Genomic DNA, 13810 nt, shown 5'->3' with positions numbered 1-13810 from the left:
GCGGCCGCCGTACCGGCGCTCGCCGCAGCCCTGCCCGGCGCCCAAGCCCCGGCTGCCGCCCAGGCGTCCACGGTCACAGAGGCGGCGGGTGCGAACCAACCGCGGGTCGACATCAAGGAACTGCCGGTGCCGCCGACCGTTCCGGACAACGGGGTCTGCACCCATCCCCGATCACCGCTCAGCTGTCCACCGCAACGGCAACCGCCGCTTCTTCTCACCGTGGCTCGTCGACGTACGGGCCAGCCGCGGCTTCCAGATCAACACTGGGAACGACCCGCACTGGAACGCCGCCGCGGACCCGGTGTGGCTCGCCGACAGCACCGCCGTGGTCTACGCCGAGAACCTGGCCTGCGGCGCCAACCCGACGCCGCACCGCTGTGCCGACTCGACAGAACCAGGGGGACGCAACAGCCGGCTGATGATCGCCCGCTTCCCGGACCTCGAGCCCAGCACGGCCGTGTCCCCTGCGCCGGTCTCCGACAAGACCTGGGGTCTGCCGTACGACCCGGACACGACTCCGGAACAGGCGAAGCCGGTGCCCGCCGGCACCTGCACCCTGCCCGGGCGTGCACAGGGCTCGGCCACCGTACGGATCACCAACAACAGCGCCGGCACCCAGAGCCTCAGCATCGCCGTCGACTACAGCAACTACAGCGTCGACGGCACGAACATCATCAACGGCTCCGAAAAGGTGGAGCGCGTCTCCAACACGACACTCGGCTGCACACCCGGGACAGCCACCGCCCTCGCCTGCGTCACCTGGACCGAGGATCTGACACTGTCCGGCCGGCACACCGGCACCAAGCGCACCGGCCCCGACGGCTTCACCCTCGGCCCGGCCGTGTGGTTCAACAACGACTTCCAGGCAGACGGCACCCTCACCACCGAGATCGACGGCACCACCTACACCCGGCCGCCCAACGGCGGCTGACCCTCATGTCCCCAAGCCCCCTGACTCGCCCGGAAGCCGGAGGAGAGAGTGCTCATGGCCCCCAACGTTCCGTACGACCTTGCGATCGACTATGGGGGCGACGGGATTCCGGTCGGCGGCAGCCGCCCTCGCCTCTCCTGGAAACCTCCCCGGACCGCTGCGGCGCCGGACGGATACGAGCTGCAGATCCATATCCACGGAGATCCGGAGTACAGCGCCCGTGCAGTCGGCCACTTGTTCGTCGACTGGCCGGTGCGCGCGCTGCGCAGTGGTGAACGGGTGCGCTGGCGCGTGCGATCCCGCGCCGCCACGGAGGTGTCCGCATGGAGCGTCTGGCATGCCTTCGAGGTCGGGCTGCTCGACGCAGACTGGACCGCGTCCTGGATCACCCCCGCCGACGACCCGCAGGCCGCGCACCTCGCGCCCGGAACGCGCCCGGCGCACGTCCTGCGTGGCTCGTTCCACACCTCGGACGTGGTCCGCGCCCGTCTGTACGCCACGGCCCTGGGCGTGTACGAGGCGTTCGTGAACGGCGAACGCGCCGGCACCGTCGAACTCTCGCCCGGATCGACCTCCTACGACCGCAGCTTGTACGCCCAGGCCGCCGACGTCACCTCGTCCGTCCGCCCCGGCACCAACACCATCGAGATCGTCCTGTCCGACGGCTGGTACCGCGGCCAGGTCGGCGCCTTCCGTAAACCGGCAGGCTGGGGCGAACTCCTTGCCGCCCGGCTGGAACTGCATCTGGAACACGCCGATGGGACGCGACAGGTCGTCATCACCGACGAGCGCTGGACCTCCGCCCCGAGCGCCACCACCCGGGCCGACCTGATGGACGGCCAGATCACCGACTTCCTTGCGGCCCGAGGCCCGGAGCGGCCGGTCCTCGCCGACGCCGTCACCGCGCCCGCGATCGACTGGTCCCCGGCCCCGCCCGTACGACGTGTCGAAGACCTCCCCGCCTCCCTCACCCGGCTGCCGAACGGCGCCTGGATCGCCGACTTCGGCCAGAACGCCTCCGGCTGGATCGCCCTCACCGACCTGGGCCCGGCCGGCACCCGCACCGTGATCGACTACGGCGAGCACCTCGACCCCTCAACCGGAGACCTGACCACCTCCCACCTCGACTGTCAGCGCCCGGGTGACCCGGTGACCGTGTTCGTCCAGCACGACGAGGCCGTCTCCTCCGGAGCGGTCGGCGAGGTCTTCGAGCCCCGCCACACCGTGCACGGATTCCGCTACGCCCGCCTGGAGCGCGGTGACGTCCCGCTGGGCGCGTCGAGCCTCACCATGCGGGTGGTCCACACCGACCTGCGGCCCACCGGCACCTTCGCCTGCTCCCACCAGGACCTCAACCGCCTGCACGAGGTGGCCCGCTGGAGCTTCCGCGGCAACGCCGTCGACGTGCCCACCGACTGCCCCACCCGCGAGCGCATCGGCTGGACCGGCGACTACCAGGTTTTCCTCCCCAGCGCCGTCCGCCTCTACGACGTGTCCGGGTTCAGCCGCAAGTGGCTGCGCTCGGTGCGCGACGACCAGCTCGACGACGGACGAATCGCCAACTTCTCCCCGGACGGACGCCGTATCAAGCTGCGCGGCGATCAGCGGTTGGACATGATGACGGGCTCCGCCGGCTGGGGCGACGCCATCGTGCTGGTGCCATGGGCGCTGTACGAGACCTACGGCGACCGCCAGGTGCTCAGCGGGAACTGGGACGCCATGGTCCGCTGGGTCGAATGGGCGCTCGCCACCGCCCGCACCGCACGCCACCCCTCCCGGGTGGCACGCTCCGCCGAACCACTGCCCCATGAGGAGTTCGTCTGGGACGGCTCCTTCCACTGGGGCGAGTGGGCCGAGCCGAAGCCCCGCACTGAGGACGGCTCGCTCGTCGAACCGGCGCAAGGCGACCCCGACGGATGGATGGCGACCGACAAGGGCGAGGTCGGCACGGCGTTCCTGTTCCGCTCGACCGCCACCCTCGCCACGATCGCCCGAGTCCTGGGCCGCAGCGACGAGGCCGCCCGGTACGCACACCTCGCGGAACGGATCAAGGACGCCTGGCGTGCGGAGTTCCTCGACGACACCGGCCGCACCACCGTCGACACCCAGGCGAGTTACGTCCGCGCCCTCGCGTTCGGACTGGCACCCGAGAAGCTGCGCGACGCGGCCGCCGCCCGCCTGGCCACGCTGATCCGCGAGGCCGGAACGCACCTGGGCACCGGCTTCCTCTCCACCGCCGACCTGCTGCCCGTCCTCGCCGACTCCGGCCACGCCGACCTTGCCTACGAGGTCCTGCTCCAGCGCACCTCGCCGTCCTGGCTCGGCATGCTCGACCGTGGGGCCACCACGATCTGGGAGGAGTGGGACGGCGTCGACGACAACGGCGACGCGCACGCCTCGCTCAACCACTACAGCAAGGGCGCGGTCATCAACTTCCTGCACACCCACACCCTCGGGCTGCGGCAGGCCGAGGGTTCCGTGGCCTGGGAGTCCTTCGTCGTCGCACCGGTAGCCCACTCCTTGATCCGCTGGGCACGCGGCACGTTCGACAGCCCACAGGGCACCATCGCCGTCGAATGGCGACTGGAGGGCGAGAACCTGCACATCGACGTTGATATACCACCAACCGCCACCGCCACCGTCATCCTCCCCGATGGCAGAAGGCTGGAAGCGGGCCCGGGCCGTTTCCAGGCAACCGGCCGCAACGTTCCGTCCTGACCGCGCGGCACACATCCGCACCAAGGAGTACACGTGTCCGCCTCCCACAGCGACGACTCGGTCGCGAAACTGGCCTCCCGGCTGACACTGGAGCAGAAGGTCGCCCAGCTGTGCGGTTTGAGCGTCATGAACCTCACCGACCGAAAGAAGTCCCTCCCGGCCGGCCGGGGCCCGGAGCCCGATCTGAGCAAACTGGCCGAGCTGCGGCCGCACGGCGTGGGCCACCTCTCGATGGCCTGGTTCCTCGGCCACCACGCGGACGGTCTGCGAACCGGGTTCGCCGACCTCCAGGAGGCGGTACGGGAGGTGACGCCGTTCGGGATCGGAGCGCTGATCCACAATGAGGCGGTCAACGGGTTCATGCACGCCTGCGGCTCCGTACCCGGCCGGGCCGTCACCCAGCTGGGCCGCCGCGCGCTGACCGACGAGTACGCCCTCCCGTTCCGGCGCGCGATCGCCGAGTCCGGGCTGGGCGTGATCATGAACTCCTACAACGAGATCGACGGCATCCCGGCCGTCGCCAACCGATGGCTCTTCAACGACCTGCTGCGCGGCGAGCTCGGCTTCGACGGACTTGTGGTGAGCGACTACGACGCACTGCCCATGCTGGTCCAGGTCTTCCACACCGCCACCACCTCCGGGCAGGCAGCCGCCCAGGCGCTGACCACGGGGATGGACGTCGACCTACCCCACGGCAAGATCTACGATCACCTCGTCGCCGAGGTGGAGTCCGGACGGCTGGACGAGAAGCTCGTCGACCAGGCCGTGCTCCGTGTCCTTCGCGTCAAAGCGCGCGTGGGGCTTATCCCCGCGTTCGGTCCGCCGCCGCCCGTCGCTGCCCCCGATCCGGCACAGGGCGCGGCCCTGCGCCGGGAGATCGCCGACCGCGCCGGTGTTCTGCTGTCCAACGACGGAACGCTCCCGCTCACCCCGCAAGCACAGCAAATGGTCGTCCTCGGCCCCGCCGCGGACGAACTGCGCATCCACTTCGGTGCCTACACCTCGGCCGCGAGCCGGGAGATGCTTCTGGGCACGCAGGCCCTGATCACCGGCCAGGTGCCGGGGGTCGATCCGTCCTCGCTGCTCTTCACGGACGTCTTCAACGTGACGATGCCCGGCATCGAGCCGCACTTCGAGGAGACGACGCGCTCGCTCCACCCGAACATGGCGACCGTGATCGAGGCCCTGCGGGGACAGGACAACTCGATCCGCCATGTGCCGCTCGGCGGATTCCAGGCCGACCCGGCTTCGCTGACCCCCGACGCGGTCGCCGACGCGGTGGCCGGCGCCGACGTGGTGGTCGCGGTGCTCGGTGAGCGCACCGGATGGCTGGGCAACAACACCGCCGGGGAGAACCAGTCCACGGCCCACCCCGCACTCCCGGGCGACCAGGAGCGACTGGTGGAACTGCTCGCCGGCACCGGCAAACCCTTGATCACGGTGGTGATCTCGGGCCGGCCGCTGCTCCTGGAACAGGTGGCACGGCAGTCGAACGCCATACTGCTGTCCCCGCTGCTGGGGGAGGAGGGACCACGTGCCATCGTCCAGACCCTCTACGGCGTGATCAACCCCAGCGGCAAGCTGCCCAGCACCTTCCCCCGCGCCATCGGGCAGGTACCGCAGCACCACGGCCACCACTTCGGCAGCGGCTACGACCATCCCACCGGGCCGCACTCGCACTACAACGATCTGGCGGCGGACCACGGACCGCTGTACGCCTTCGGCCACGGACTGTCCTACACACAGTTCGCGCTGTGCTTCGATGAGACCCGTCCGGCACCAGTAGTCGAGCAGGACATGATCACGGCTCATTTTCTGGTCCGAAACACCGGTCGGTTCGAGGGTGAGACCGTGGTCCAGCTCTACGTCCGTGACGAGGATGCCGCCATCGTCCGCCTGGTGCGTCAGCTGCTCGACTTCACGCGTGTCCGGCCCACTGCCGATGAAACTCGCCCGGTGTCGTTCTCGGTCCCGCTGGAGCGGCTGCAGTACACGCTCCCCGACGGCCACCGTGGCTTCGAGGCGGGTGACATCACCGTCCAAGGGGCCTTCGCCGCGGACGACATCCGATGCCACGCGACGGTGTCGGCTCACGCGCTGACGTAATCTCGGATCGTCGGCGGGCTGCATGCCCGAAATCCTTCTGTCGAGTTCATCCTTGGCATCTGGATGCCGCTGAGGACGATTTCGATCCCCGTGTCCTGAGGACGGCATCGAAGAGGGCGGGGAACTTCCCGTCTCTGTCCCGGATCATGGACCGTGCTCGGCAGCCGAGGTCTTCGAGGTCCATGACGAGGCAGCTCGGGTTCTCCTTCGCCCGGCGCAGCACCAGGATGCGGATCGAGCGCACGGTGCGTGGTCGTCCCGGGCGTTTGAGCCGGTAGGAGGTGGCATGGCGGCGTGCGACGCGGTTGCGGTGTCAACGCAGTCCCGTGTCGGGGCGTACGAGCAGCCGTAATCTTCGCGGGACGTGCAGGGGCAGCCGGTGCAGCAGCGCCGCCAGGTACGCCCGATCGCTGGACGTGAACCGGACGTTGTCCTTGGCGAGTTGGCGTTCCAGCACGGTGATCCGGTGGCGCAGGGCGAGGATCTCCGCATCCTTGTCCCGGTCGGTCATCGGCAGCAGGCGAAGCACCGCGAACGCGTTCGTCACACCGAGATAGGCCAGTCGCAGCAGCACGATCGATCATCATGACGCGTGGACCACCGGCTACGCGAGAGCACCGACTCGAGCGACCGAGACCAACGACCGTGGTGCCCGGTACAGGCCTTTGACCAGGGCGGATGACATACCCGGCAAGCGCAGTGTCTTTATTGCCGTATGGTCGTTGACCTGGGGCTTTGCGATGGTCCACGTATGGGCATGATCGCTGATTGTGGGTCTGCGACTGCTCTACCTGATCTTCTGCCCGCCGCCGGCTACCGAACGAGGGCCATCGACCACGGTGCCCGCCATCGGGCACTGGCGGACAGTGTGGGGGCGGTGAAACGCCCCAGTGGGCGCGTATCTGAGTACGAGCGCTCATGCGGTATCCGACCTGGTGGAGTGGGATGATGGCATGACCACTTCCCCAGCATCTCCGGGGGATCAAGCCTCCGCCGCAGCGGAATCCCCGTTCCACGATGCCGGCCCCGCCGCGCGGAAGTTCGCCGTCGTTGGCCTGGTTCTGCTCCCCCTCGCCCTGCTGATCGCGCACCTCACGCAGGGCGTCCGGCAGCTGGAACGCGACACATGCACCGGCGCGGGGTGCCACTACGGGCTGATCGAGTACGAGCAATGGGCCGTGCCGATCTTCGGCGCATCCGCCGCTCTGGGACTGATCGCCCTGCTCCTGCCCGCGGGGAACGCCCGCTACTGGCCCGTCCGCTTTACTGCCCTGATGCTCCAGTGGGTCCTGCTCGTCTGTCCCACACTGATCTGCGGCTACCCATAGCCGACCGAGCCCTGCGGCACCGATTCGGAGTCGCCGCGGTACTCCTCGCAGGTCGGACCGGAGCGACGCGGCGCCGGGTCGATGCCAGCTGCGTGGTTCGCGGGTCACATGCGTCGCACGCCGTGACACCGGGCATCTCCAAGACCCGCCGGCCCTCAGTTGGCTATGCCGACGGGGTGGACCTGGATCTTGTCGTCGTACGGGCCGGCCAGCTTCAGTGCGTCCGCGGGCCATTCCAGGGTCACGCTGTGGGTTTCGTTCGGCGGCGTCACGATGATGTTGGTCGGGGACGCGAGGCTGTCGCCACTGAAGTCGACCTCGTAGGAGATGCTGAAGGTGGCGGTGTCACCGGGCTTCAGGTCGGTGATGCGGGGTTGCTCACCGCCGCGGTCGACAGGGGCGGACGTGCCGTCGATGTCCTTGAGGTCTACGCCCGCGAAGCCCGTCGCCGAGCAGGTCTTCGCGCCCTTGTTGGTCATCTGCACGGTGACCTCACCCACCTTCTCGTCGGGCGAGCTGTCCACAGCCTCCATGATCAGGTCGCTCGTGCGGCAGAACTTGCTCTTGCCCCCGCCCTTCGCCGCACCGTCGGTGGCGTCCTGCCCGCCGCCCGCCTCCGAGCCCCCCTTGTCCTTGGTGTCGGAACCCTGCGCACCGCCGGAGGAACCCGAGGAGCTGCTGGACCCGGCCGGGGCCGTCTCGGCCGGGCCCGCGGACTTCGCGTCACCGTTGCAGGCCGTCAGGGTCAGCGCGGCGGCCGCGGTCAGGACCGCGGCGGCAACGCGGAAGGAGCGGCGGCGGGCGTTGCGGGCGGTGGTGTTGGAGCGCATTCCGGGTCCCCCAAGGGCGATCGGTGTCGTCGTCTGCTCGGTACGACAACAACTCTGGCCGGGCCCACTACCGCACCACTACCGCCCCACTAACATCCCACTAACACGACAGTGACCAGGGAAAAGACGCCACCATGAGACGGTGAAGCGCCGTCGGCCGCCTTACGCGGACCGCCGGCCGGCGCGAGGCGAGCTCGGCCGGGCTGGCCGTGTACGTCTCCGGCCGCCGCCGTACGTCTCCGAGATGACGTACGGCGGCGAGCGCCGGGAGCACGACCACTCGACGGGTTGCGGGCTCAGGCAGCCGTGGCCCTGACGCCTCCCTTGCCCCGGTAGTCCGAGGTCTGCGTCGTCTTCTGAGGCTGCTTGTGCTGCCCGGTACGCGTCTTGGTCGTGGCGGGGGTTGCCTTCTTCTGGGCCCGGAGCTGGGCGACCCGGTCCGTGACGCAGGTGTCGTATCCGCCGCACTCGACACGGGCCTGCTGGTACAACGGGTCCACATTGGACTTGTCCGCGACCGCCTTCTGAGACTCGATCAGCTGCGGGTTCTCGCGCCCCAGATAGGTCAGGTATTCATCGCCGATGCCATCGCCGATGACCCCGAGAACTTCAGTGCCGATGCCGGTGCCCGTGCTGCCCCGGAACCCGGTATTCGGCATCTTGAGACTGCCTCACCCCTTCCAGGACGCCCTGGGGCCGGTGGCGGTTGTGCTGCTGTGCGGGGCTGGCGCTGCACCGACGGAGCACCGGGGACACACTGCGATGGGGCGTGTGGGCCGGGCTCTTATCAGGTCACGTCCGGCGGTCCGCCAATGCCACTGCACGCGCACTCCCGGGTGCTGGACTGGTGGTCGAGCCCGCTGCGAGGTTGCGCATGTCCCGGCCGGGCGAAGGCCAGTCCGCCGGTTATGCGGCGGTGGCGCCCAGCAGGAGGTCGAAGGCGTCATTCGCCTCGCGGAGCACCGCCGTCGCGTCGTGGCTGCCGAGGCGCCACGCCGCCTGGTAGCAGGCGACGGTCAACTGGGCGGCGAGGACGGCGGTGGCCGACGGGGTGCCGTGGTCGATCAGGTGTTTCTCGAGGAGGTCGGCGTAGTGCCGGGTCTTGCGGGTGTGGCGGTCTTCGAGCTCGGGGTGCTGCTTGACCAGGCGGTGGTAAACCGCGTAGTGGCCGGGGTTGCGGGCGGCCTCGGTGCAGATCACGAGCAGCAGCCGCCGAGATGTGGCCAGTGCCTGCGCGAGATCCTGGAGCGGCTCGGTGGGCGCATCGCGCATGGCCGCGGTGAGCGCGCGCAGGAAGTCGTCCTCGGTGGAGAAGACGACTTCCTGCTTGTCGCCGAAGTAGCGGAAGAAGGTGGTGCGGCCGATCTCGGCCCGCTGGGCGATCTCGTCCACGGTGACGACATCGAACCCCCGCTCCATGAAGAGCGCGAAGGCCGTTTCGATGATCCGTTCCCGGGTCTGGCGGCGTTTGCGGTCCCGCAATGACTCCACCGGAAACTTTCTCGCGCTCATTCGGCCAGGATATCCGCCCGTTCCACCCCGCGGTCAGCGTCGACGAGGCGGGCGGCCTCGCGCCACAGCTCCTCCTCGCGGGCCTCGTCGTGCGACTCCGGCGACGACGGCATGTTGCGGCCGCGATCGAGGTAGGACCCGGTCCGGGCGGTCAGCCCGGTCAGGATCGTCTCAGCGAGCCGCGCGCCCGCCTGCTGCGGCGTCATGCCCCGGCCGAGGAATCGCTGAAGCTGGAAGAATCCGTTGAGCACGCCCCGCACGGGCCCCGGGGCGTGGCGGAAGAAATCGGTGCCCGCGACGAGCGCCGGGTTGTAGGAGTAGACGCCGACGCTCTCGGGCAGGCGGCGGGCCAGCGCGTGGGTCAGGTAGATGACGCCGAGTTTGCTGGTCGCGTACGCCCGCCCGGCCTCCCGCGCGCCACCGGCACGAGGCGTGGCCAGTCGTTCCGGCGTCTCCCAGCGCGGCGGAGGCGTGGCGCCGAGCGTATAGCGGAACTGCCCGAAGTGGCAGTCGCTCGAGGTAAGCACGATCCAGCCCGGACCGGTAAACCGGGGCAGCAGCTCCCTGACGAGCAGATAGTGGGACAGCACATTGACCCCGAAGGTCATCTCGTACCCGTCCGTGGTGCGTTTCTCGGTCGTCGTGACCGTCAGGCCGGCGTTGCCGAGATAGCCGCCGAGCGGCGGCAGGTACCCGGTGTCGAGCCCACGCAGAATCTCCTCCACCGCCCGCCTGATCTCGGCGAGCGAAGCGAGGTCACAGTCCACGCCAGTGACCGCGGAAGCGCCGGTGGCCTGGGCGAGTTCCGCAGCGAGGCGTTCGCCGCCGCGGCGAGCCAGGACGACGTAGTGGTCCTGTGGCCGTTCCCGGATCAGCAACTCGACGGACTCGCGGCCGAAACCGCGGGTCACGCCGGTCAACACGATGGTCCGGCTATCCATGGCACACTCCTTGGTATCAAGTTCCAAGTGGTACTCAGTACCGTAACATGCCATGGCCGACTTCCACATCGAGCGACGAAACCGCAGCTGACACGCCGGCCCGCATTCCCAGGCTCGAACGGATCTGCATCCGCGGCGTGTACTTCCCGGCCGCGAGGCGTGTGCGGGACCCCGCGGACTGGTACCCGAACTTCAAGCCGGCGATCGACGGGCCGACCGACAAGAAGCGCTGGGACCCCACCCTTTCGGCTCCCCGAGCGGTGATCATTGTTGCTGCAAGGCGGCAGGCCGGCAGGGTGGCCGCCATGGCGAACACCAGGCGCTCCAAGCCGAGTTCACACTCCGCACCGAGCCGGACCGTCCACAAGATCAAGGTCACCTTGCGAGACTCCCGCCCTCCCGTCCGGCGCCGCCTGGAAGTGCCGTCGGGCATCACCGTGCGGGCGTCGCACGGCATCATTCAGGCAGCCTTCGGCTGGGAGGACCACCACATGTGGGCCTTCGGGATCGGCCACGACCGCTACGGCGTTTCCGACCCCGGGCTCGGCATCCGTAGTGCCGCCTCCAAGCGGCTCGACCAGGTGGCGCCCAGGACCGGCGACCGGCTGCGCTACACCTACGACTTCGGCGACGACTGGGAACACGACATCCTCGTCGAGCACGTCACCGAGCCCGAGCCGGGTGCTGCCTACCCCCGCTGCCTCACCGGCCGCCGGGCCTGCCCGCCCGAAGACAGCGGCGGCATCTGGGGCTACGAGTACCTCATCGAGATCCTCGCCGACCCCCAGCACGAAGAACATGAAGAGCGCCTGGAATGGCTCGGTCTGGTCTCCGCCGACCAGTTCGACCCCGCGCCCTTCGACGCAGCCCAGGTCAACTCCGCGCTATCAGCCCTAGCCGCCGTACTGGTCAAGAACTGACCCGCCACCTGCCACTGCCGTCGGCCCGACCGAGACCGACGGCAGCCACAGACCCTCGCAAGATCAATGCGGCGCTGCACTAGGCCGCGCTTGATGTGGACGCTCGCACGTCGTGCGCTCGTGCTTCTTGCGTGCCGCCGGGCAGAGCGTCCCTCGGCATCGATCCCGTCCGGGTGAGCGAGACGATCAGTCCAGCGGCTGTTATGGCGAGTGTTGCGGCGGCGTAGATGATTGCTGCGGGCACCAAACCGATGGCGTCACTGAGGAAGCCGGCCACGATGGTAGGGATGCCATACGCGAGATAAGCGACGACGTAGACGGCGGAGAACAGCTTCGCGCGCTCCTGCGCTCGCGTCAGCGGAACAAGGAGCCCGAGCGTACTGGAAAAGACGGCGCCGAAGCCGAGGCCGGTGATGATCGCGCCGCAGATGATGAGCGACGCGAGGCCCGCCGCGAACGAGCACGCCTCCAGCGACACACCGGCGAGGACCGCTGCATATCCGGCGAGCATGAACCGTCGGGGCGGCATCAGCGGGCCGAGTACGAGCGCGGAGACGGCCGCGGCCAGGGGCTGGGCTGCGACCACCAGGCCGAGGGCGGCTCCGCTGGTGATGTGCAGGGCTTGATGGACGATCGACGCCCCGAGGCCGAGGATCAGCCCGGCCGACATCCAGATCCCGATCATCCCTGGGGCAGTGCGAGCGAACGCGGTCCGGGCCGCGGATGGAACGCCGATGCGTGACACGAGGGCATCGCCGATCCCTTGACGCTTGCCGACCGTCTCAGGCGAGGCCGCTGTGACGACGATGGCGATGACGATGATCGCGAGTCCGGCTCCGAACACGACCGCGGCGGGTGCTGCCGCGAACTGGATGGCGACGCCGGTCAGGGCGACACCGATGCCGAGACCGGCGACGGATGCGATGCTCCCGACCAGTGCTGCGACCTTCTTCTGCGCCGCTGGTGCGACCTCGGCGATGTAGGCGCTGAACGCGCTCGTGGCCGCTCCCGTCGCGAAGCCCTGCAGCGCCCTCGCGACGATGATGACGCCGATATCCGGGGCGAACAGGAACACCGCCATCGCGACCGCCTGGAGTGCGAGGGCCGCGATGAGTACCGGACGGCGACCGATTCGATCCGACAGGGAACCGATGACGAGGAGCGCGAGGAGGAGCGCGAAGGCGTAGATCGCGAACGCGACCGTCAGCTCGCTGTCGGGGAAATGCCAGTGCTGCTGGTAGACGACCAGCAGGGCGCTCGGTGCTCCCGCGGCGGCCATCACTGCCATGAACGCGATAGCCGATGTGACGAAGGCGACGACCGGCGGAACCGTTGGACGCGGCATGGAACCCCTATCCACTCGACGTAGGACCGAACCCGACTGGACGGCCCACTCAGTGTCGAGCGGTTGGACGACACCCTCTAGTGGCAGGAATGCCAATATGTGCGAGGATTGTGCCACTGGGGATTGATCGCCGCGAGCTGTGGAGATGGACGACGATGAGTTCACACCGGGTGACGGTGCTTGTGCTGGACGGCGCGCTCCCGCTCGACGTCGGCATCCCGACCCAGGTGTTCCATCCGCGTGACGGACTCCCGTACGAGCTGACAGTGTGCGGCGTCGCTGCGGGAACGGTGCCGTCCAGTGAGGGTTTCGGGTACGCGGTGCCGCAGGGTCTCGACGCGCTGATCGGGGCGGACACCATCATCGTCCCCGGCTACGCGCCGGTCGGCCGACCGATCCCGGCCACAGTGCACGAAGCGCTTCGGAGGGCGCATGCAAGAGGATCCCGTATCGCATCGATCTGCTACGGCGCGTTCGCCCTGGCCGACGCGGGTCTGCTGGAAGGGCGGCGCGCGACAACGCATTGGGACGCAGCGGAGATGCTGGCGCTGCGCCATCCGGACATCCTGGTGGAGCCCAATGTTCTGTTCGTCGATGAGGGTTCGGTCCTCACATCAGCCGGTGTCGCGGCGGGCATCGACCTGTGCCTTCACATCGTCCGGCGCGACCTCGGCGTGAGCGTGGCGAACGACATCGCCCGCCGTCTGGTGACGGCGCCCTATCGGAGCGGCGGCCAGGCTCAGTACCTTCCCCGCAGCAGCCCGGCACCGCATGGCGATACGCTCGCGGCGACCCGGGAATGGGCGCTGACGCGCCTCCACGAACCGCTCGCAGTCACCGATCTCGCGAAGCACGCGCGGATGTCGCTGCGCACCTTTATGCGCCGCTTCGCCGAGGAGACCGGCGACACGCCGCTGCAGTGGGTCCTGCGCGCTCGGGTCGACGCTGCCCGAGCGCTCCTGGAAACCACGAAGCTCCCGGTCGACCAGATCGCCGAGCGCGTCGGGCTGGGAACCGGATCCAACCTCCGCCTGCATTTTCGGAGAATCCTCGACGTGTCGCCCTCCGCGTATCGGGCCGCGTTCTCCGGCCGGACGATTCTGACTCCTTGAGCGGGAGCTCCTGGCGCTCTGCGGCTCCCTGGCCTGCCCCCACGGCGGGACCAGCTCACCCTGGAAG

Annotated in this window: 12 protein-coding genes and 1 pseudogene; 6 read left to right on the top strand and 7 right to left on the bottom strand. The window is 69.1% G+C overall.

Translation table 11 applies throughout. The annotated features are described in order from the left end of the window. The first annotated feature begins 88 nt into the window (after positions 1-88). From ACZ4WQ_RS12315 to ACZ4WQ_RS12305, 3 genes are read left to right on the top strand one after another with little or no spacing between them, the layout of a single operon-like run. Positions 89-931 (top strand): hypothetical protein, encoded by an 843-nt coding sequence (locus tag ACZ4WQ_RS12315; protein WP_398372458.1) that lies wholly within the window; start codon positions 89-91, stop codon positions 929-931. A gap of 54 nt (positions 932-985) precedes the next feature. Beyond that, positions 986-3649: a family 78 glycoside hydrolase catalytic domain gene (locus tag ACZ4WQ_RS12310; RefSeq protein ID WP_398372460.1), complete on the top strand. Its 2664-nt coding sequence runs from the start codon at positions 986-988 to the stop codon at positions 3647-3649. A gap of 33 nt (positions 3650-3682) precedes the next feature. Then, positions 3683-5755, top strand: a complete 2073-nt coding sequence (locus ACZ4WQ_RS12305) for a glycoside hydrolase family 3 C-terminal domain-containing protein (RefSeq protein WP_398372462.1) — start codon at positions 3683-3685, stop codon at positions 5753-5755. Between the two features lie 41 nt (positions 5756-5796). Here ACZ4WQ_RS12305 and ACZ4WQ_RS12300 read toward each other — a convergent pair. Further along, positions 5797-6329: pseudogene (locus ACZ4WQ_RS12300) on the bottom strand (hypothetical protein); the annotation flags it as partial. Positions 6330-6708: 379 nt separating this feature from the next. Between ACZ4WQ_RS12300 and ACZ4WQ_RS12295 the strand changes: the two are divergent. Beyond that, complete coding sequence (locus ACZ4WQ_RS12295) at positions 6709-7083, top strand: hypothetical protein (RefSeq protein ID WP_385339724.1); 375 nt, start codon at positions 6709-6711, stop codon at positions 7081-7083. A gap of 155 nt (positions 7084-7238) precedes the next feature. On the opposite strand, the gene ACZ4WQ_RS12290 is transcribed toward ACZ4WQ_RS12295, so the two are convergent. The 5 genes from ACZ4WQ_RS12290 to ACZ4WQ_RS12270 form a co-directional block, all read right to left on the bottom strand. Next, positions 7239-7913 (bottom strand): DUF4232 domain-containing protein, encoded by a 675-nt coding sequence (locus tag ACZ4WQ_RS12290; protein WP_398372465.1) that lies wholly within the window; start codon positions 7911-7913, stop codon positions 7239-7241. A 296-nt stretch (positions 7914-8209) separates the two neighbouring features. Then, a complete protein-coding gene (locus ACZ4WQ_RS12285) occupies positions 8210-8572 on the bottom strand; it encodes a hypothetical protein (RefSeq protein ID WP_398372467.1) in 363 nt (120 codons plus the stop codon). Between the two features lie 247 nt (positions 8573-8819). Next, the gene (locus tag ACZ4WQ_RS12280; RefSeq protein WP_311721427.1) at positions 8820-9425 is read right to left on the bottom strand and encodes a TetR/AcrR family transcriptional regulator; all 606 of its coding nucleotides are present in this window, start codon (positions 9423-9425) and stop codon (positions 8820-8822) included. Continuing rightward, on the bottom strand, positions 9422-10393 hold the full coding sequence (locus ACZ4WQ_RS12275; RefSeq protein WP_398372470.1) for an SDR family NAD(P)-dependent oxidoreductase: 972 nt from the start codon (positions 10391-10393) through the stop codon (positions 9422-9424). The genes ACZ4WQ_RS12280 and ACZ4WQ_RS12275 overlap by 4 nt, the downstream gene beginning before the upstream one ends. 7 nt (positions 10394-10400) lie before the next feature. Then, complete coding sequence (locus tag ACZ4WQ_RS12270) at positions 10401-10673, bottom strand: hypothetical protein (RefSeq protein ID WP_398372472.1); 273 nt, start codon at positions 10671-10673, stop codon at positions 10401-10403. Between ACZ4WQ_RS12270 and ACZ4WQ_RS12265 the strand changes: the two genes are divergently transcribed. Beyond that, positions 10672-11286: a plasmid pRiA4b ORF-3 family protein gene (locus ACZ4WQ_RS12265; RefSeq protein WP_398372474.1), complete on the top strand. Its 615-nt coding sequence runs from the start codon at positions 10672-10674 to the stop codon at positions 11284-11286. The two genes, ACZ4WQ_RS12270 and ACZ4WQ_RS12265, sit on opposite strands and share 2 nt — an antisense overlap. A gap of 79 nt (positions 11287-11365) precedes the next feature. Here the strand turns inward: ACZ4WQ_RS12265 and ACZ4WQ_RS12260 are convergent, their stop codons facing one another. Then, positions 11366-12631, bottom strand: coding sequence for an MFS transporter (locus ACZ4WQ_RS12260; RefSeq protein WP_398372477.1), 1266 nt, complete (start codon positions 12629-12631; stop codon positions 11366-11368). Between the two features lie 155 nt (positions 12632-12786). Between ACZ4WQ_RS12260 and ACZ4WQ_RS12255 the strand changes: the two genes are divergently transcribed. Then, positions 12787-13743, top strand: a complete 957-nt coding sequence (locus ACZ4WQ_RS12255; RefSeq protein ID WP_398372479.1) for a GlxA family transcriptional regulator — start codon at positions 12787-12789, stop codon at positions 13741-13743. The last annotated feature ends 67 nt before the right edge of the window (positions 13744-13810 follow it).

This window comes from Streptomyces sp. NPDC028305 (genome assembly GCF_055569495.1).
The sequence above is the reverse complement of the archived record's forward strand: the minus strand, read 5'-3'. Positions and strand labels throughout refer to the sequence as shown.